Source organism: Achromobacter insuavis (assembly GCF_902859645.1).
Classification (GTDB): domain Bacteria; phylum Pseudomonadota; class Gammaproteobacteria; order Burkholderiales; family Burkholderiaceae_B; genus Achromobacter; species Achromobacter insuavis.
Genome location: NZ_CADIJR010000102.1, coordinates 1 through 19,608, shown reverse-complemented (window position 1 = coordinate 19,608; position 19,608 = coordinate 1). Strand labels below are relative to the sequence as shown.

Here is a 19,608-nt window from a genome sequence, read left to right as displayed (position 1 = left end):
GTGGGATGCTCTCGTTGTGGCAGTCCGGGTGCTACCGGCTGATGGTTGAGCACGTCCCTACCCCAGCACCCTCCCACTGCGGAAGGTGCACCCACACCATACAAGGTTGAGCACGGGGAAGTCCGGAGCGAACGCTCCGGACCGCAATCGCAGGCGCGCCCACCCGCGCGCCACCCGCGCCGGGCGGCCTACGTAGCACCGGACGCCCCACGAAGCAACAATCGCCAAAAAAAAACCGCCACGCAAACGCGCAGCGGCTTCATCACGCCCAAGGGAAAAATCCCCCCTCAAAGGTACCGCTTGAACCACTCAAGCATCCGCCCCCACCCGTCCTTGGCCGCCTCCGCCTGATAACTCATCCGGTAATCCGCCATGAACGCATGATCCGCCTGCGGATACACCACGAACTCCGAGCGCCGGGCATGCTCGTTCCCCGCCGCCAGCTTGCCCTTCATGATCTCGATATCCGACACCGGAATCCCCGTATCCTTGGCGCCATACAACCCCAGCACCGGCGCATGCAGCTCATTGACCACATCGAACGCATAGCGCTTGATCAACGGCCCGTGGCCCGCGCTCAGCTTGCCGTACCAGGCCACGCCCACCTTCACATCCGGGTTGTGCGCCGCGTACATCCACGTCAGGCGCCCGCCCCAGCAGAACCCCGTCACCGCCACCCGCTTCGGATCGCCGCCATGCTGCGCGGCCCAGGCCACGCTGGCGTCCAGGTCGGCGAACACTTGTTCGTCGGACACTTTGCTGACGATCTCGGCGATCAGCTTGGGGATATCGGTATAGGTCGACGCGTCACCCTGGCGCTCGTACAGGTTCGCGGCCACGGCCAGATAACCGGCCTTGGCCACGCGGCGGCAGACATCCTTGATGTGCTCGTGCACCCCGAAGATCTCCTGAACCACCAGCACCACCGGCAGGTCGCGCTTGCCCTCGGGGGCGGCGTAATAGGCGCTGATGGATCCATCGGCCACGGGCAGCTGGAAATCCCCGTGAACCAGCCCCTGGGCATCCGTGTGGATCACGGTGGGGGCGACGTTGCCGGCGGCGGCGGAAAAACTCATGGCGAACTCCTGTGTAGGGATCAACGCGGAGCCGGCGCGCCGCGGTTCGCCATCGGGGCGAGCGCGACAGGACCGGCCAGGATCGGAAACAAAGCCGGGTATCGCGACCGCACGCCTCAATGTGTGTGGACGTGCTCCGTGCGTGCCGCGCCGGCGCCCGCCTCGTGCTCATGCCCGTGGTGCATCAGGGTCGTCACGCTGTAGATCAGCGCCACGCCCACGCCCACCAGCAGCAGTTGCGGCACCGCATCGGCCAGGGATACCCGTTCGTGCATCTGCGGCATCAGGTCGGCCACCGAGATGTAGAGGAAGCTGCTGGCGGCAACCACCAATACGTACGGCACCCAGTCCTGGGCCTGCTGCAGCACGAAGTAACCTATTATGCCGCCCAAGGCTGAACACAAGCTGGTGAACAGGATCAGCGCGAAGGCGCGGCGCCGCGCCAGGCCGGCATTGAGCAGCACGACGAAGTCGCCCAGCTTGTGCGGCACCTCGTGCACGATGATCGAGGCCGCCGTCAGCACGCCCAGCAGCGGATCGGTCAGGAAGGCCGCCGCCACCAGCACGCCGTCGCACAGATTGTGCAGCGAGCTGCCGATCAGGATCAGCACGCCCCCGCGCCCCGCCTCGTGGCGGTCATGGCCATGGTGATGATGATGCCCGTCGCCCTCGTGGTGATGGCTGTGGCGCAGCAGCGCGATCTTCTCCAGCACGAAAAAGCCGATCAGCGACGCCAGCATCAGCCCGAACAGCACATGCGCGTCGGCCACGCCGCTCTCGAAGGCTTCCGGCAGCAGGTGCAGCAGCGCCACCGACAGCAGCACCCCCACGGACAGGCTGACCATGTGATGCAGGTAATGGGCGAACACCTTGTAGGCCAGCCAGCTGGCGACAAGGACGGCGATGAGGCCACCGGTGACGGTGGCAAGCAGGACCCAGAGCAGCAGCATTTGGGGGACGTATTATGGTCAGGGGGAAGCGCAACATTATATTGTTGCAGCCGCAAAAGCGGAAATGGGCCGCCGGACCGCTGTGCGACCCGGACGGCCCGATTCAAGAGGTTCGCGGCGAGCGGCCCGTTTCCGGGCGCCGTCGACCAGGCGTCAGTGCGCCTGTTCCCAGTTCTTGCCCACGCCCACCTCGGCCACCAGCGGCACGCGCAGCTCGGCCACGTTGCACATCAGCCGCGGCAGGGCTTCCTTGACCACTTCCAGCTCCGCGTCGGGCGCTTCCAGCACCAGTTCATCGTGCACCTGCATGATCATGCGGGTCTGCAGCTTTTCAGCCTCGAGCCAGTCCTGCACCGCCACCATGGCCATCTTGATCAGGTCGGCCGCGGTGCCCTGCATCGGCGCGTTGATCGCCGCGCGCTCGGCGCCTTGCCGGCGCGGACCGGATGCGCCGCGGATCTCCGGCAATTGCAGCCGGCGCCCGAACACGGTCTCGACGTAGCCCTGCTCGCGCGCCACGCGGCGCGTGTTCTCCATGTACATCGCCACGCCGGGATAGCGGGCGAAGTAGCGGTCGATATAGGCCTGCGCCGCGTCGCGCGTGATGCCCAGGTTCGACGCCAGGCCGAACACGCCCATGCCGTAGATCAGGCCGAAGTTGATGGCCTTGGCCGCGCGCCGCTGCTCGGACGACACGTCCGCCAGCGACACGCCGAACACTTCCGAAGCGGTGGCGCGGTGGATGTCCTCGCCGGCGGCGAAGGCGCGCTGCAGGTTGGCGTCATCCGACACGTGCGCCATGATGCGCAGCTCGATCTGCGAATAGTCGGCCGACAGCAGCAGGCCCTGCTCGGCGATGAACGCCTCGCGCACCCGGCGCCCGGCCTCGGTGCGCACGGGAATGTTCTGCAGATTGGGATCGGACGAGGCCAGCCGGCCCGTGATCACCGCGGCCTGCGAATAGTGCGTGTGCACGCGGCCGGTGTCGGGGTTGATCATGCGCGGCAGCTTGTCCGTGTAGGTGGACTTGAGCTTGGACAGCCCGCGGTACTCCAGCAGCACCTGCGGCAGCGGATAGTCCTGCGCCAGCTTGCTCAGCACTTCCTCGTCGGTCGACGGCGCGCCGCCGGCGGTCTTGCGCACCACCGGCAATTCCATCCGGCCGAACAGGATCTCGCCCAACTGCTTGGGCGAATTCAGGTTGAAGGGCTGCCCGGCCAGTTCATAGGCCTTCTGTTCCAACTGCAGCATTTCCTGGCCCAGCTTGTGGCTCTGGCGGCCCAGCTCGGCCGCATCGACCTTGACGCCGTTGCGCTCGATCGTGGTCAGCACCGCCGACACCTGCATTTCCAGCCGGTAGATGCGTTCCAGCCCGGCATCGGCCGCCACCTGCGGACGCAGCACCTGGTGCAGTTGCAGCGTGAAGTCGGCGTCCTCGGCGGCATAGTGGCCGGCCTTGTCCACCGCCACTTCGTCGAAGCCGATCTGCTTGGCGCCCTTGCCGCACAGGTCTTCGTACGAGACGCCGCTGCGGCCCAGGTAGCGCTGCGCCAGGTCGTTCAGGCCGACGCCGCGATGCGACTCCAGCACGTAGGCCTGCAGCATGGTGTCTTCGGCGATGCCCGCCAGGCGGATGCCTTCGTTGGCGAACACGTGGGTGTCGTACTTGGCGTGGTGCAGCAGCTTGGCGCGCGAGGCGTCCTGCAGCCACGGGCGCAGGCGCTCCAGCACCTCGGCCTTGGGCAGCTGGGTCGCGCCATCGGGGCCGCGATGCGCCACCGGGATGTAGCAGGCCACGCCCGGCGCCACCGACATCGACAGGCCCACCAACTTGGCCTGCATCTCGTCCAGCGAGGTGGTCTCGGTGTCCAGCGCCACCAGCTCGGCGCCCTGAGCCAGCTCCATCCAGGCGTCGAACGCCTGCCAGTTGTCGATGATGCGGTAATCCAGTTCCGTCGGCGCGGCCGGCGCTTCGACCGCCACGCGCGCGTCGCCCGTGGGCACGCGCTCGGCGTCGCCGGTCAGGTCGCGCAGCCAGGTGCGGAAACCATAGCGCTCGTACAGTTCGGTCAGCGTGGCCTCGTCGCGGCCGCGCGGGGTCAGGTCGTCGACGCTGTCGACGTGACCGGTCAGGTCGCAGTCGCACTTGACCGTCAGCAACTGGCGCGTCAGCGGGAAGTTGGGGATCGCTTCGCGCAGGTTGCTGCCGGCCACGCCCTTGATGCCCTCGGCGCCCTCGACCAGCTTGTCGATCGAACCGAATTCCGAGATCCACTTGGCGGCCGTCTTGGGGCCGACCTTGGTCACGCCCGGCACGTTGTCGACGGTATCGCCCACCAGCATCAGGTAGTCGACGATGCGGTCCGGCGGCACGCCGAACTTGTTGACCACGCCGGCCTCGTCCAGCACCTCGCCGCTCATGGTGTTGACCAGCGTGACGTGGCTGTTGACCAGTTGCGCCAGGTCCTTGTCGCCGGTGGACACCACCGTGTGCACGCCGCGCTCGGCGGCGCGGCAGGCCAGCGTGCCGATCACGTCATCGGCCTCGACGCCCTCGATGGCCAGCACCGGCCAGCCCAGCGCGCGCACGGCGCGGTGGATGGGTTCGATCTGGGCCGCCAGGTCTTCCGGCATGGGCGGGCGGTGCGACTTGTATTCCGGGTACAGGTCGTCCCGGAAGGTCTTGCCACGCGCATCGAAAATACATGCGGCATACTCTGCCTTATAGTCGGATACAAGCTTGCGCAACATATTGACCACGCCGTACAGCGCACCCGTAGGTTCGCCTTGCGCATTGCGCAAATCAGGCATAGCGTGAAAAGCGCGGTACAAGTAGCTTGAACCGTCGACCAGCAATAAGGTTTTTTTCATGGTTACAAAGGCAGATATGGCAACAACTGCGGCAACAATTGCGGCGACGCCCGCCGAAAAACAAATTCCGCTGATTATGTCAGAGATACGGACGGCGGCCGAAAAGCTGGCGAACATCGGGCCGGCAGTCAGTGTCTTTGGCAGTGCGCGCGTCAGCCGCAACTCCCCCCACTACGAAACCACCGTGGCAATCTCGGCCGCCCTGGCCGAGGCGGGTTTTGCGGTCATCGCGGGCGGCGGCCCGGGCATCATGGAAGCCGCCAACAAGGGCGCGTTCGAAACCGGCGGCACCAGCATCGGGCTGAACATCAGCCTGCCGCACGAAGCGCACAACAACGAGTATCAAACCATCAGTCTATCGTTTGAGTACTTTTTTTCACGCAAAGCCACGTTTTTCATGCACAGCTTCGCCTACGTGGCGATGCCGGGCGGCTTCGGCACCCTGGACGAGCTCTTCGAAGCGTTGACGCTGATCCAGACCGGCAAGGTCCCGCCCGCGCCCATCGTGCTGGTGGGCAGCGAGTACTGGTCGGGCCTGGTCGAATGGCTGGGCGGCCAGGTGCTGGGCAACGGCATGATCGGCGCGCATGACCTGGATCTTTTCATCATCGAGGACGATCCGCGCAAGGTCGTGCGCAAGGTGGTCGAATTCCACCAGAAGGCCAGCACGGAAGCGCAATACGCGCCGTCGCTGCCGGCCTGACCGGCGCCGGCCCGCCGCGCGCGGGCCGGACACTCCGGGCGGCCGCCGCCAGCGGCCGTCCCGCCCCGCTTATTTGCGCATGAACGACGGCAGCACGTCGGCCGGAATCGGGCAGACATAGGGCTGGCCGCGGCGCATCTCCCGCAGTTCTTCCTTGGCGCGCGCCAGCGCCTCGGGCTGGCCGTACAGATCGGCGGCGGTGGCCGCGATGACCTTGGCCGCGTGCACCATGCCCTTGTGCGCCAGCGACAGCTTGCCCTGCGCCACCATCTGCCACGAATGGAACGGCGTGCCGTAGGCATAGCAGGCGCCCCAGCACTGCGCCGTGGGCGTCACCCAGCTGACGTCGCCGACGTCGGTCGAGCCATAGCTGATCTCGCGCTTGCCCGGTTCGTACGGCGCCACGCCACTGAACAGCGGCGTCGGATTGCGCAGCACCGCCCCCAGGTTCTTGCCGGCATTGTCGATGTCATCGGCGGAAATCGCGTCCCACATGCGGCGCGCGGCCTGCTGTTCACCTTCGGTGTACGCGGGCCCCTGCAGCGCCTGCATGTTGGCGTACATGACCTGGTTGAGCACACCGTTGGGGATGTAGTTCGAGCAGGCCTTGTCGAACACGATCTCCAGCTCGCAATCGGTCATCAGCGCCGCGCCGCGGGCCACGTTCTTGACCCGTTCATACAGCTCGGCGGCCTGCGAATTGATGGGCGCGCGCACCAGGTACAGCACCTCGGCGCGGGCCTGCACCACGTTGGGCGAGATGCCGCCGCTGTTGGTCACGGCGTAGTGCACCCGCGCGTCCGGCACCATGTGCTCGCGCAGATAGTTCACGCCCACGTTCATCAACTCCACCGCGTCCAGCGCGCTGCGCCCCAGGTGCGGCGAATTGGCGGCATGCGCGGCAACGCCGCGAAAGCGGAAATAGGCCTGGATGTTGGCCAGCGACGACTGGTGGAAGATGCCGGTGTGCGAAGCCGGATGCCAGGTCAGCGCCGCGTCCAGGTCGTCGAACAGCCCGGCGCGCGCCATGAAGGTCTTGCCCGACCCGCCCTCCTCGGCCGGACAGCCGTAGAAGCGGATGCGGCCCGGCAGGCCGTTGCTCTCCAGGAATTCCTTGACCGCCACCGCGGCGAAATGCGCGGCCGTGCCCAGCAGGTGGTGGCCGCAGCCATGGCCGTTGCCATTGGGCGTTTCCGGCGACGGCTGGCAGGCGTAGGCGCCGCTCTCCTGGCTCAGGCCCGACAGGGCGTCGTATTCGCCCAGGATGCCGATGACCGGGCCGCCCGCGCCGGCCTCGGCGACGAACGCCGTCGGGATGCCGGCCGCGTCGCGGGTGACGCGAAAGCCGGCCTCTTCCAGCATGGCGATGTGCAGTTCGGCCGATTTGTGCTCGTCATAGCGCAGCTCGGCCAGGCTCCAGATGCGGTCGCTCAGTTCCGCATAGCGGTCGCTGCGGGCGTCGATGAACGGGGCAAGTTTGTCGATGGCTCCCATCGTGTCTCCAGTGGCGGTTCTACAGGATTGGTTCTACAGGATCTACCCGCGCCGGCGACGACACGCCACCGGCGGTGCAACGCTTACTCGTCAAGCTTGATGGCCGCAGTTTCAATGATTTTGCGGTTGGCGGCCAGCGTCTGCGCGATGCGCTGGCCGAAGGCCTGCGGCGTGCCGGTGTCGGGCTCGGCGCCCAGGCCGGCCAGGCGCTGCACCAGCGCCGGATCCGCCATGGCTTGCCGCACCGCGTCATTGAGCTTGCCCACCACCGCGTCGGGCGTGCCGGCCGGCGCCACCAGGCCGAACCAGGTCTGGCCCAGCGCGTTCAACTGCGGATAGCCCAGTTCGGCCAGCGTCGGCAATTGCGGCAGGCCCGCCAGGCGCGTCGGCGCGGCCACCGCGATCGGGCGCAGCTTGCCCGCCTTGATCAGCGACTGCGCCGAGGCGTACTGGTCCTGCTGCACCTGCACCTCGCCGCCCACCGCGGCGGTCAGCGCCGGCCCCATGCCGCGGTACGGCACGTGCAGCACCTCGACCTTGAGGTCGGCATTCATCGCCGCCAGGTTCAGGTGGCCAAGCGAACCGACGCCCGGCGAACCGAAGGAATACTTGCCGGGATGGGCGCGCAGTTCGGCCAGGAACTGGGCGAAGTCGGTCGCCGGAAACGCCGGGTTGACCATCCACACCACCGGCACGTTCGCCACCGAACCGACCGGCTTCAACTGGGTCGCCGGATCGACGCGGGCGGTGCCGTACAGCAGCGGATTGACCGCCATGGTGCTGACCGTGGCCATGCCCAGGGTGTAGCCATCGGGTTCGGCGCGCGCCACCGCCTCGGTGCCGATCAGGCCGCCAGCGCCGGCGCGATTTTCCACCACCACGCTCTGGCCCAGCTGCTTGCGCAGGCCATCGGCCACGGCCCGCGCCAGCACGTCGGTGGAACCGCCGGGCGCGAACGGCACGATCAGGCGCACCGGCTGCGAGGGATAGGCGCCCTGCGCGAGCGCCACGGAAGAAGCGCCGGCCAGGGCGGCGCAGACGACAGCATGCAACAGACGGGACTTCATGGAACGGCGCATCCTCGAATGGAAACCGGTAGCCGGCGTCACGCCATTCTGGGCAGAGCATATCCTTATTTCAAATACATTAATGGACTCATATATTCGCATTTTGAATAGCTCATTCCCCCGCGCCATGGATGTCGCCCCCGCTACCCTGCTTGCCCGCCTGCTGGCCAAGGGCCGCCTGCGTCACCTGCAACTGCTGGCCGGCGTGGCCGAACTGGGCAGCCTGCAGCAGGCCGCCGCCCAGATCGGCATGAGCCAGCCCGCCGCCACCCACGCCCTGGCCGACATCGAATCCCTGCTGGGCGTGGAACTGTTCGAGCGCCACGCCCGCGGCATGCGCACCACCCGCAGCGGACAACTGATGGCCGATTGCGCGCGCGGCATGCTCACCACGCTGCGCGCCTCGACCGACTCGGTGGCCGCCCTGCGTGGCGGGGCCTCGGGCAACCTGCGCCTGGGCGCCATCCCGGCGGCCAGCAGCGGCCTGCTGGCCGAACGCCTGCCGGCCTACATGCGGACCCATCCCGACCTGCAGGTGGACTTCCAGGAAGGCAGCCGCGAACAGCTGCTGCCGCTGGCGGCCGCCGGCAACCTGGACCTGCTGCTGTGCCGGCGTCCGGAAGCGGTGCCCGCCGGCCTGGAATTCGTGCCGCTGCGACAGGATGCCGCCGTCATCGTCGCCACGCCCGGCCATCCCCTGCTGGCCGGCGACGCCGCGCCCACCCTGGCCCAGGTGACGTCCCAGCTCTGGATACAGCCGCGGCCCGAACTGGCGATCCACGCCGTCTTTACCGCCTTCTTCGAGCGCGCCGGCGTGGTGCCGCGGCTGTGCCGCCTGGCCAGCGCCGCGCCGCCCATGCCGCTGCTGATCGCGGTCATGCAGGCGCAGCAGGCGCTGGCCATGGTGCCGCTGACGCTGGCCGGCTGGTATCTGCAGCACGGCCATTTCCAGCGACTGCGGATCGAGTCGCCGGGTGCGTTCCAGCCCATCGGCGCCCTCGTGGGCGAGGCCGGCCCGGGCCGCGAATTCCTGCACTGGCTGATGCGCGCGCCGGACCGGCAGGCCCCCTAGCCTCCGCGCCGAGGCCGGCTCAACGCAGCGCCCGCTCGATCGCCTCGCGCGCCTGACCGATAAAAGGGTCTTCGCCCGGTCGCGGCGGCAGCAGGCGGAACTCGACATCGGGCAAGGGCGGCAGGCCCGGCGCCTGCAGGCGGCCGATGCCGGGCGTCAGCGCCGATTCGTTCAGGCAGGCCACGCCCAGCCCCGCCGCGATCGCCAGCTGCAACCCCGCCACGCCCGAGGCCACGTGCGCCACCGCGTACGGCACCGCGCGCCGCGCCAGCAGCCGCTCGGCGTATTGGCGCAACGCGCAGGTCTCGGGCAACGCCAGCAACGGCAGCGGCTCCGGCGGCGCCAGCGCGCCCTCGGCCGCCATCCACAGCAATGACTCGCGTCGCAGCAACGGCCCCTGCGGCCGCCCTTTCGACGCGCCGCGCTCCTGGATCACCATCGAGATGCCGACATCGACCTCGCCGCGTTCGTAGGCGGCTTCGATGGTGCCGCTCTTCATGATGGTGACGTGCATGCGCACCTGCGGGTACTGCTCGTTCAGCCGCCGCAGCAGCCGCGCCACGTCACCGGGGCGGAAGTAGTCGGTGATGCACAGCCGCAGCTCGCCGCGCAGCGCCACGCCGCGCAGGTCGCGAAAGGCCTCGTCGCTCAGCGCCAGGATGGCGCGCGCGTGGGCCAGCAGGCGCTCGCCGGCGGGGGTGGCGATCACGCCCGCCTTGCCGCGGATCAGCAGCGGCTGGCCGGCCCGTTCCTCCAGCTTGCGCATCTGCTCGCTGACCGACGACTGCGACAGGAACACCTTGGGCGCGGCGGCGGTCAGGCTCCCGGCGTCCAGCACCGCCACCAGGGTGCGCAGCTGGTCGAGATCGAATCCGGACATGATTTATCCAACGGCTTATACGATGACTGAAATCGTAAATTCCCGCTTTTCCGATGTCAATGCGGTCCCTACACTGGCTCCATTCCCCTCACCCAAGGAGCCTGTCATGCCCCACATCGTCATCCACGTTTCCGGCCAGCCCGACGCCGCCCGCACCCGCCGCATCGTCGATTCGGTCGCCGGATTGACCCAATCCGTGCTCGGCAAGAAACTGCCGGTCATCGCCATCACGCTGCAGAACATCCCCCACGACCAGTGGTTCATCGGCGCGCGCCCGCTGTCGGAAGCGGGCAGGAACGCCTTCCACCTGGATATCAGCGTCACCGACGAGACCAACACCAAGGCCGAGAAGGCGCGCTTCATCCAGGAGATCTACGCGTCCTTCAGCGAGATCCTGGGCGAGCTGCACGAATGCTCCTACGTGCACGTGATCGACGCGCGCGCGGCGGCCTATGGCTATGGCGGCAAGACCCAGGAATACCGGCACCAGCATGCCTGAGCCCGCGTGCCGGCGCACGGGCGGCGGCCGCTGCGCCGCGCCGCCGGCAAGCCTCCGGCCATGAATGAAAAAAGCCGCGCACCCCGAAGGGTGTGCGGCTTTTCCGATTGCCAGGCGCGCGGGACAGACGTCCCGCCTCGCCTTACACGGCGGATTCGCGTGCGGCGCGCTTGCGGTCGTTTTCCTGCAGGTGACGCTTGCGCAGGCGGATCGACTTGGGCGTGATTTCGACCAGTTCGTCGTCGTCGATGAATTCCACGGCGTATTCCAGCGACATCTGGATCGGGGGCACCAGACGCACGGCTTCGTCGGTGCCCGAGGCGCGCACGTTGGTCAGCTGCTTGCCCTTGATCGGGTTCACGACCAGGTCGTTGTCACGGCTGTGGATGCCGATGATCATGCCTTCGTACAGCGCATCGCCCGGGTTCACGAACATGCGGCCGCGATCCTGCAGCTTCCACAGCGCGTAGGCCACGGCGTCGCCGTTGTCCTGGCTGATCAGCACGCCGTTGCGGCGCTCGCCGATCGAGCCTTCCTTGATGGGCGCGTATTCGTGGAAGATGTGGCTCATCAGGCCGGTGCCGCGCGTCAGCGTCAGGAACTCGTTCTGGAAGCCGATCAGGCCACGGGCGGGGATCAGGTATTCCAGGCGGGTGCGGCCACGGCCGTCCGGCTGCATGTCCTGCAGATCGCCCTTGCGGCGGCCCAGTTCTTCCATCACGCCGCCCTGGTGGGCGTCTTCGACGTCGATGGTCAGCGATTCGAACGGCTCGCACTTCACGCCGTCGACTTCCTTGAACACCACGCGCGGACGCGACACGGCCAGCTCGTAGCCTTCGCGGCGCATCGTTTCCAGCAGAATCGTCAGGTGCAGTTCGCCGCGGCCCGACACTTCGAACACGGTGTCGTCGCCGGTGTCGCGCACGCGCAGCGCCACGTTCGATTTCAGTTCGCGGTCCAGGCGGTCGCGCAGCTGGCGGCTGGTGACGAACTTGCCTTCACGGCCGGCCAGCGGCGAGGTGTTGACCATGAAGTTCATGGTCAGCGTCGGCTCGTCGATGCGCAGCATCGGCAGCACGTCCTGCGTCACCGGGTCGGTCACGGTGCAGCCGATGCCCAGGTCTTCGATACCGTTGATCAGCACGATGTCGCCGGCTTCGGCTTCATCCACCACGATGCGCTCCAGGCCGTGGAACTTCAGCACCTGGTTGATGCGGCCGCGGCCGCCCTGGCCCTCGGGACCGAACTTGTAGGCCACTTCCATGCCGGGACGCATGCGGCCGCGGTTGATGCGGCCCACGCCGATCTTGCCGACGTAGCTGTTGTAGTCCAGCGAGATGATCTGCATCTGCAGCGGGCCGTTGGGATCGTCGTCACGCTGCGGCACGTGCTGCAGGATGGCTTCGAAGAGCGGACGCATGTCGCCTTCGCGCACGTCGGCGCTCAGGCCGGCGTAGCCGGACAGGCCAGAGGCGTACACCACCGGGAAGTCCAGCTGCTCGTCGGTCGCGCCCAGCTTGTCGAACAGGTCGAACGTGGCGTTGATGACGAAGTCGGTGCGGGCGCCCGGACGGTCGACCTTGTTGACCACCACGATGGGCTTGAGGCCCAGGGCCAGCGCCTTGCGGGTCACGAAGATGGTCTGCGGCATCGGGCCTTCGACGGCATCGACCAGCAGCAGCACGCCGTCGACCATCGACAGCACGCGCTCGACTTCGCCACCGAAGTCCGCGTGCCCCGGGGTGTCGACGATGTTGATGTGCGTGCCTTCGTATTCAACGGCACAGTTCTTGGCCAGAATCGTGATGCCGCGTTCTTTTTCCAGGTCGTTCGAGTCCATGACCCGTTCGGTCAGCGCCTGGTTTTCGCGGAAGGTGCCGGATTGGCGCAGCAGCTGGTCGACCAGGGTGGTTTTACCGTGGTCCACGTGGGCGATGATGGCGACGTTGCGCAAGGCGCGAGTCATAGCGAGTCCTTTAAGGTGGTGGCGGGCAGCAAGCCCGCCGGCAATTCGTTCAGTGCAAGCAATGCCTGCTTGGGGTCTGGCATCGCCTGCAAGGCATCCAGCGCAACGGCGCGTTCCAGAGAAAATGGCCCGACGTGCGTGCGCCGCAGCGCCGCCAGGTGGGCGTAACAGCCCAGCGCGCGCCCGATGTCCTGGGCCAGCGTCCGGATGTATGTGCCTTTACTGCAAGCCACATCGATCTCTGCCTGCGTCCCGTTCAGGGACAGCAGCTCGATGCGGTAAATCGTAATCTGCCGCGGCGGGCGTTCCAGCTCGATGCCCTGCCGCGCGTATTCGTACAACGGTTTGCCGTCGCGCTTGAGCGCCGAATACATGGGCGGAATCTGCTCGATCGTGCCCGAGAAACGTGACAGCGCATCGCGCAGGGCCTGCTCCTCGACCACGAAGCCGGGGGCGGCGGTGGACACCACGTTGCCGGTCAGGTCGCCCGAATCGGTTTCCTCGCCAAATTGAAGCGTAGCGCGATATGCCTTGTCGGCGTTGAGCATCGCGCCGGAAATCTTGGTTGCCCGGCCCATGCAGCACACCAGCAGGCCGGTGGCGAAGGGGTCGAGGGTGCCGGTATGGCCGGCTTTCGCCGCGTCCATGGCACGCTTGGCGCGTTGCAGCGCGTGGTTGCTCGACAAACCTACGGGTTTGTCGAGCAACAGCACACCGTCGAGCGCAAGCCCGCGTCGTTTAGCCATCGTCGGAATCCGGAAATTAAAGCAGTGACGACAGCCCGATCAGGACTGGTCTTCAGGTTCGTCGGGCACGCCCGAGTGCGGGCCGGGCCGGTTTGCGCGGTCGATGAGGATCGACATTTCGATACCACGGGCAATCTGCTCGTCGTGGAAGAAGCGCAAAGTGGGGACAGTGTGAATGTGCAGCAGCTTGTACAGCTGGGAGTGCAGCCAGCCGGCCTTCTCGTTCAGCAAGGCGGTCGCGGCCTCGGGCTCGGCGCCCAGGACCGTGAAATACACCTTGGCATGCGCGTAGTCGGTCGACAGTTCCACACCGGAGAGCGTGATCAAGCCAGCGCGGGTCGTGTCGATCTCGCGCTGGATGATCCCGGCCAGATCCTTCTGGATCTGGTCGGCCAGTCGCAGATTGCGACCGGGGATGGCTTTGGACTTGTGACGGCTCATTAGAAACAATGCCTCGCGACGCCTTACAGCGTACGCGCGATTTCCTTGATTTCAAAGACTTCCAGCTGGTCGCCCACCTGGATGTCGTTGTTGCCGCGCAGCGTAAGACCGCAATCGAAGCCCGACTTGACTTCCTTGACGTCGTCCTTGAAGCGGCGCAGCGAATCGAGCTGGCCGGTCCACTGGACCACGTTGTTGCGCAGCAGGCGGACCTGCGAATCGCGACGCACCAGGCCGTCGAGCACCATGCAACCGGCGATGTTGCCGATGCGGGAGATGCTGTAGACCTCGCGGATCTCGACCAGGCCGATGATCTCTTCCTTCTTCTCGGGCGCCAACATGCCCGACATGGCTGCCTTCACCTCGTCCACGGCGTCGTAGATGATGTTGTAGTAGCGCACGTCGATGCCGTTGGTCTCGGCCAGCTTCTTGGCGCTGGCTTCGGCGCGGACGTTGAAGCCGATCACCACGGCGTTCGAGGCGATCGCCAGGTTGATGTCGCTTTCCGAGATGCCACCCACGGCCGCGTGCACCACTTGCACGCGCACTTCGTCGGTCGACAGCTTGGTCAGCGACTGCACCAGCGCTTCCTGCGAACCCTGGACGTCGGTCTTGACGATCAACGCCAGGGTCTGGGTGCCTTCGCCCAGGTTGTCGAACATCGACTCCAGCTTGGCGGCCTGCTGGCGAGCCAGCTTGACGTCGCGGAACTTGCCCTGGCGGAACAGCGCGATTTCGCGCGCCTTGCGCTCGTCGGACAGCACCATCAGTTCGTCGCCGGCGGCCGGCACTTCGGTCAGGCCCTGGATTTCCACCGGGATCGACGGGCCGGCGGCCTGGATCGGCTTGCCGTTCTCGTCGAGCATGGCGCGGACGCGGCCGAAGCTGGCGCCAGCCAGCACCACGTCGCCGCGGTTCAGCGTGCCGCTCTGGACCAGGATGGTCGCGACCGGGCCGCGGCCCTTGTCCAGGCGGGCTTCGATCACCAGGCCCTTGGCGGGCGCGTCGACCGGCGCCTTCAGTTCCAGCAGTTCGGCTTGCAGCAGCACGTTCTCGAGCAGCGCGTCGATGCCCTCGCCGGTCTTGGCCGACACCGGCACGAACGGCACGTCGCCGCCGTATTCTTCCGGCACCACTTCCTCGGCGACCAGTTCCTGCTTGACGCGCTCGGGGTTGGCGCTGGGCTTGTCGATCTTGGTCATCGCCACCACCATCGGCACGCCCGCGGCCTTGGCATGGTGGATGGCTTCGCGCGTCTGCGGCATCACGCCGTCGTCGGCCGCGCAGACCAGGATGACGATGTCGGTGGCCTTGGCGCCGCGGGCACGCATGGCGGTGAACGCCTCGTGGCCCGGGGTATCCAGGAAGGTCACCATGCCACGCTCGGTTTCCACGTGGTAGGCGCCGATGTGCTGCGTAATGCCGCCGGCTTCGCCCGCGGCGACCTTGGCGCGGCGGATGTAGTCCAGCAGCGAGGTCTTGCCGTGGTCGACGTGGCCCATCACGGTCACGACCGGGGCGCGCGGCAGCTGTTCGGCTTCCGACACGCTGGCGGTTTCGTCCAGGAAGGCTTCCGGGTCGTCGAGCTTGGCGGCGATCGCCACGTGGCCCAGTTCCTCGACCACGATCATGGCCGTTTCCTGGTCCAGCACCTGGTTGATGGTGACCATCTGGCCCAGCTTCATCAATTGCTTGATGACCTCGGCGGCCTTGACGGACATCTTGTGGGCCAGGTCGGCCACGCTGATGGTTTCCGGCACGTGCACTTCACGCGCGATGAATTCCTGCGGCGCGGGCTCGTTGCGGCGGTCGTTCTGCTGGTTGCGGCCGCCACGGCCGCCACTCTTGCCACCGCCCTTGCCGCCGGCGCGCCAGCCGTCACGGCTGGCCGGCGCCGCCGGCTTGTCGGCCGGCTTCTTGCGCGAAGCGTCATCCGACCAGGTCGAAGCGACTTCGGCGGTCTTGATGGTCTTCTTGGTGCCGGGCGCGGCGGGCTTGGCATCCTTCTTGGCGCCAGGCGCGGCGGCGGCCTTGCCGGCCGGCTTGTGCAGCGTGCCCGAGATCGGGGCGGCCGCGGCGGCGGGCGCTTCCGGTTCGGGAGCGCGCAGCACCTTGCGCGGGCGGTTCAGCATCTCGCGCAGCGCGGCGGCTTCGGCCTCGGCGGCACGGCGGGCCTCGTCGCGGCCAGCGCCAGTGGCGGAGGCGGCGAGCGGCGGGCCGGCGCGGCGGTTGTCGATGCGGTTGCCGACCTTGGCGGCGGGCGCAGCGGACTCGACCGGCTTGGCGGCGGATTTCAGGGGTTCAGACTTCGCGGCAGGCGGCACCTGGGCGACAGGCGCGGCGGCCTGGGAGGACGATGGTTCGGACTTATTGGCTAGCACAACGGGTTCCGGCTTGGCTTCTTCAGCCTTGGGCTCGGTGGATTCAGTCTTGACTTCGGGCTTGGCCTCTTCGGCCACGGGCTCGGCAGGAGCGGGCGCCGGCGTCGGTTCCGGTTCAGGCTGGGCCTGGACTTCGGCGGCGGGAGCCGCGACGGGGGCGGGCACTTCGGCCGCGACGGATTCAACAGGCGCGGGCGCTTCAACCGGCGCGGGCGCTTCTACAGCAACGGGCTCTTGCACCGGGGCCGGAGCGGGAGCCTGGACCGGCGCGGCGTCGCGCGGTTCGACCGGCGCGACCACTTCGGGCGCGGCCGGTGCGGACACCTGCTGGGCTTCTTCCGCGCCCGCTTCCTCTTCGGCGCGGGCGGCGGCGGCTTGCTCAAGGGCGATTTCGGAGGGATCACGCTTGACGAACACGCGCTTCTTGCGGACCTCGACCTGGATGGTGCGCGAGCGGCCGGTGGCATCAGCCTGGCGGATCTCGGAGGTCTGGCGGCGCGTCAAGGTGATCTTCTTGCCTTCGGTCGCGCCGTGGGCGCGACGCAGCGATTCGAGCAATTTCGCCTTGTCGCTGTCGGTGACGGAATCGTCCACCGATTTGAGGTCAACGCCAGCCGAGCGCAGCTGTTCCAGCAGCACATTGGCAGGCATTTTCAGCTCGGTAGCGAACTGGGCGACGGTGTTACTCGACATTAGGCTCTCTCTTCCCTATATGCAGCTATTACAAACAACGTGAACATGCGGCGGACTTGACGGCCATCCGCCGCAGACCCGTGTCCTTTTGGTTATTCTTCATCGAACCAATGGGCGCGGGCACGCATGATGAGGTCGCTGGCTTCCTGCTCGGTCAGGCCGGCGATTTCCGCCAGCTCGTCCGTCGCCAGTTCGGCCAGATCATCACGCGTATGCACTTGACGCTCGGCCAGCTTGGCAGCCAGTTCCGGCGTCACGCCTTCGAGTTCAAGCAGATCCTGCGCGGTCTCAAGGCGCTCTTCCTGGGCGATGGCCTCGGTCAGCAGCGCATTGCGGGCACGGGCGCGCAACTCGTTGATGGTGTCTTCGTCGAACGCCTCGATCTCCAGCAGTTCCTGCATGGGGACGTAGGCGATTTCCTCGATACCGGTGAAACCTTCGTCGATCAGGATGTCGGCGACTTCCTCATCGACGTCCAGCTTGTTCATGAACGTGGTGCGCAGGCCCGAACGCTCGACTTCCTGGCGGTTCAGGCTTTCTTCCGGCGTCATGATGTTGATCTGCCAGCCGGTCAGCTCGGACGCCAGGCGCACGTTCTGACCCTTGGCGCCGATCGCCTTCGGCAGGTTTTCCTCGTCGACCACCACGTCCATCGCGTGCTTGTCTTCGTCCACCACGATGGACTCGACATTGGCCGGCGCCAGGGCGCCGATGACGAACTGCGCGGGATCTTCCGACCACAGCACGATGTCGACCTGCTCGCCGCCCAGCTCGTTGCGCACGGCGGTCACGCGCGAACCGCGCATGCCGACGCAGGTGCCGATCGGGTCAATACGCTTATCGTATGCCACCACGGCGATCTTCGCACGCACGCCGGCGTCACGCGCCGCCGCCTTGATCTCGAGCAGGCCCTGCTCGATCTCGGGCACTTCGTTCTCGAACAGCTGGCGGATGAACTCGGGCGAGGTGCGCGACAGGATCACCTGCTGGCCGCGGGCCGCATGGTCGACGCGCAGGACGAAAGCGCGGACGCGGTCGGCGACCCGGAGGTTTTCCTTCGGGATCATTTCGGAGCGCGGCAGGCGCGCTTCGATCTTGCCGGTCTCGATGATGGCATCGCCCTTGTCCATGCGCTTGATGGTGCCGGACACGATGGTTTCGCCGCGGTCGAGGAAGTCGTTCAGGACCTGCTCGCGCTCGGCGTCACGGATCTTCTGCAGGATCGCCTGCTTGGCGGCCTGGGCGCCGATACGGCCGAACTCGATCGGCTCGAGCGGTTCCTCGATGTACTCACCCACCTGGATGTTGGGCACGATCTCGACGGCGTCCGACAGCATTTCCTGCTTGTCGGGCTCTTGCAGGCCCGCTTCGTCGGGCACCACCAGCCAGCGGCGGAAACCTTCGTGGTCACCGGTTTCACGATCGATGGCAACACGAATGTCCGCATCATCCTTGAAGCGCTTTTTCATGGCCGAGGCCAGCGCGCTTTCCAGCGCCCCGAACACGACATCACGCGTGACGTTCTTTTCACGCGCCAAGGCATCGACCAACAGAAGAATTTCGCGACTCATCGCTTTTTGCCCTTGAAATCCAGAACGGGATCCAGTTTTGCACGCTCGATATCCTCGACCGTGAAATTCAACACCTGGACTTCGTTCTTTTTTGCCTCAAATTCGAGACCGAACACGGTCTTTTGCATCCCAGCCGCGGCGTCCGGGGCTGCGGGCGCGTCTTCGGGCACGGTCAACGTGCCGGAAAAGACCTTGCGTCCGTCCAATGCCTCGCGCAGCTTGATCTCGATGCGTTCGCCTGCGAAACGGCGGAACTCGGCCTCGTTGCGCAGCGGGCGGTCAATGCCCGGCGAACCGACTTCCAGCCGCTTGTAGTCGATGTTCTCGACCTCGTACACCCGCGACAATTGGCGGGACACTTGCTCGCAGTCTTCGATGCGCACACCGCCGACCCGATCGATCGTGACGCGCAAAAGGCCCAGCGCGGCACGTTCGACGTCGACGAGTTCGACGTCCATGCCGGCCAGTGCCTCTTCGGTCAATGCGAATAAATCAGCCATATACTCAAAAAAAATGGGCTGCACGCCCAGCCCACCGTATTGCACAGTGCCCAGCCGCCACCCTACTGCACGTAAGGAGCAATGCTGGGCAGTGCCCTATATTGCGACCTAAATTTCGGCTCGCGCCGCCCTTGCGACGCACCCGCCAACTCCGCGAGGGCAGTCAGCCCAGACCCGTTTCACCGGGACCCTCTGCGCCGCAAAACCACTGCGGCCACATGGATTCCAGCCATGAAACCGGCCAACGACTCACCCAGCGACCCGTCAGCCCATACAACCTGTACAACCCGCGCACCCATGAAAAACGCCGCATGAGCGGCAAAGCAACGGCGCGGGCCGACAGACGCGAAGCCATGAAAACCATTGATTTTACCAGATAAACCGGAAAAACGCCTGATTCGTCACGGGCTTACGTTTATGTGGGACGGATCCAGCCAGCGGCGCCGCGCGGACGCCGCTGTGGCGCGGGTTTAGCGCCCCCGGCCGCCCCGGCCGCCCATCACGCCCAGGCGCGATTCATGCGCCGACGCGCCGCGAGGCTGCCAGTCGTCGCCACGGGACGAACCCGCATTGCGGGCCGCGCGCGGCTTGCCGCCAGCGCCCGGACCCTTGTTGCCGCCGCCCGAGCCGCCGCCACCGGCGCGCGGACCGTCAGCCTTGTTGCCGCCGCGACCGCCGCCCGCCGGCTTGCCACCGCG

The 19,608-nt window shown here is 66.8% G+C and carries 16 protein-coding genes and 1 pseudogene; 4 read left to right on the top strand and 13 right to left on the bottom strand.

Features of this window, described 5'->3' with window-relative positions:
* Positions 1-287: 287 nt before the first annotated feature.
* The 3 genes from H0523_RS28895 to polA all read right to left on the bottom strand — a co-directional run bounded on the left by H0523_RS28895 (position 288) and on the right by polA (position 4,897).
* The gene (locus H0523_RS28895; protein ID WP_054429426.1) at positions 288-1,076 is read right to left on the bottom strand and encodes a dienelactone hydrolase family protein; all 789 of its coding nucleotides are present in this window, start codon (positions 1,074-1,076) and stop codon (positions 288-290) included.
* A 116-nt stretch (positions 1,077-1,192) separates the two neighbouring features.
* A complete protein-coding gene (locus tag H0523_RS28890; RefSeq protein ID WP_054429427.1) occupies positions 1,193-2,026 on the bottom strand; it encodes a ZIP family metal transporter in 834 nt (277 codons plus the stop codon).
* Between the two features lie 153 nt (positions 2,027-2,179).
* Entirely contained in the window at positions 2,180-4,897 is a 2,718-nt protein-coding gene (gene polA / locus H0523_RS28885) for a DNA polymerase I (RefSeq protein WP_054429428.1), read from the bottom strand.
* On the opposite strand from polA, the gene H0523_RS28880 reads away from it, so the two are divergent.
* On the top strand, positions 4,896-5,600 hold the full coding sequence (locus H0523_RS28880) for an LOG family protein (RefSeq protein WP_444876357.1): 705 nt from the start codon (positions 4,896-4,898) through the stop codon (positions 5,598-5,600). The two genes, polA and H0523_RS28880, sit on opposite strands and share 2 nt — an antisense overlap.
* Before the next feature lie 69 nt (positions 5,601-5,669).
* Here H0523_RS28880 and H0523_RS28875 read toward each other — a convergent pair whose 3' ends face one another.
* Positions 5,670-7,094, bottom strand: coding sequence for a M20 family metallopeptidase (locus tag H0523_RS28875; RefSeq protein ID WP_054429430.1), 1,425 nt, complete (start codon positions 7,092-7,094; stop codon positions 5,670-5,672).
* A gap of 83 nt (positions 7,095-7,177) precedes the next feature.
* The gene (locus H0523_RS28870) at positions 7,178-8,161 is read right to left on the bottom strand and encodes a Bug family tripartite tricarboxylate transporter substrate binding protein (protein WP_054429431.1); all 984 of its coding nucleotides are present in this window, start codon (positions 8,159-8,161) and stop codon (positions 7,178-7,180) included.
* A 127-nt stretch (positions 8,162-8,288) separates the two neighbouring features.
* On the opposite strand from H0523_RS28870, the gene H0523_RS28865 reads away from it, so the two are divergent.
* Positions 8,289-9,233, top strand: a complete 945-nt coding sequence (locus tag H0523_RS28865) for a LysR family transcriptional regulator (protein WP_054429432.1) — start codon at positions 8,289-8,291, stop codon at positions 9,231-9,233.
* 19 nt (positions 9,234-9,252) lie between these two features.
* Here the strand turns inward: H0523_RS28865 and H0523_RS28860 are convergent, their stop codons facing one another.
* Complete coding sequence (locus H0523_RS28860) at positions 9,253-10,113, bottom strand: LysR family transcriptional regulator (protein WP_054429433.1); 861 nt, start codon at positions 10,111-10,113, stop codon at positions 9,253-9,255.
* Positions 10,114-10,219: 106 nt separating this feature from the next.
* Here H0523_RS28860 and H0523_RS28855 point away from each other — a divergent pair, with 106 nt between their 5' ends.
* Positions 10,220-10,612, top strand: coding sequence for a tautomerase family protein (locus H0523_RS28855; protein WP_054429434.1), 393 nt, complete (start codon positions 10,220-10,222; stop codon positions 10,610-10,612).
* A 142-nt stretch (positions 10,613-10,754) separates the two neighbouring features.
* Here H0523_RS28855 and typA read toward each other — a convergent pair whose 3' ends face one another.
* From typA to rimP, 6 genes are all read right to left on the bottom strand, one after another.
* Positions 10,755-12,578 carry a translational GTPase TypA gene (gene typA / locus H0523_RS28850; protein ID WP_054429435.1) on the bottom strand — a complete coding sequence of 608 codons (1,824 nt, stop codon included), beginning with the start codon at positions 12,576-12,578 and terminating at the stop codon, positions 10,755-10,757.
* Positions 12,575-13,324 carry a tRNA pseudouridine(55) synthase TruB gene (truB, locus tag H0523_RS28845; RefSeq protein WP_054429436.1) on the bottom strand — a complete coding sequence of 250 codons (750 nt, stop codon included), beginning with the start codon at positions 13,322-13,324 and terminating at the stop codon, positions 12,575-12,577. Before truB ends, typA begins: the two co-directional genes overlap by 4 nt.
* Positions 13,325-13,363: 39 nt before the next feature.
* Positions 13,364-13,765: a 30S ribosome-binding factor RbfA gene (rbfA, locus tag H0523_RS28840; protein WP_006388333.1), complete on the bottom strand. Its 402-nt coding sequence runs from the start codon at positions 13,763-13,765 to the stop codon at positions 13,364-13,366.
* A 23-nt stretch (positions 13,766-13,788) separates the two neighbouring features.
* Entirely contained in the window at positions 13,789-16,839 is a 3,051-nt protein-coding gene (infB, locus tag H0523_RS28835) for a translation initiation factor IF-2 (RefSeq protein ID WP_054429437.1), read from the bottom strand.
* A gap of 92 nt (positions 16,840-16,931) precedes the next feature.
* Positions 16,932-18,410 carry a transcription termination factor NusA gene (gene nusA, locus H0523_RS28830; RefSeq protein ID WP_006396231.1) on the bottom strand — a complete coding sequence of 493 codons (1,479 nt, stop codon included), beginning with the start codon at positions 18,408-18,410 and terminating at the stop codon, positions 16,932-16,934.
* Positions 18,407-18,910 carry a ribosome maturation factor RimP gene (gene rimP / locus H0523_RS28825; protein ID WP_054429438.1) on the bottom strand — a complete coding sequence of 168 codons (504 nt, stop codon included), beginning with the start codon at positions 18,908-18,910 and terminating at the stop codon, positions 18,407-18,409. The genes nusA and rimP overlap by 4 nt, the downstream gene beginning before the upstream one ends.
* A gap of 218 nt (positions 18,911-19,128) precedes the next feature.
* On the opposite strand from rimP, the gene H0523_RS28820 reads away from it, so the two are divergent.
* Positions 19,129-19,290, top strand: coding sequence for a hypothetical protein (locus H0523_RS28820; protein ID WP_156333228.1), 162 nt, complete (start codon positions 19,129-19,131; stop codon positions 19,288-19,290).
* 90 nt (positions 19,291-19,380) lie between these two features.
* Here the strand turns inward: H0523_RS28820 and H0523_RS28815 are convergent.
* Positions 19,381-19,608, bottom strand: a pseudogene (locus H0523_RS28815) (23S rRNA pseudouridylate synthase B); the annotation flags it as partial.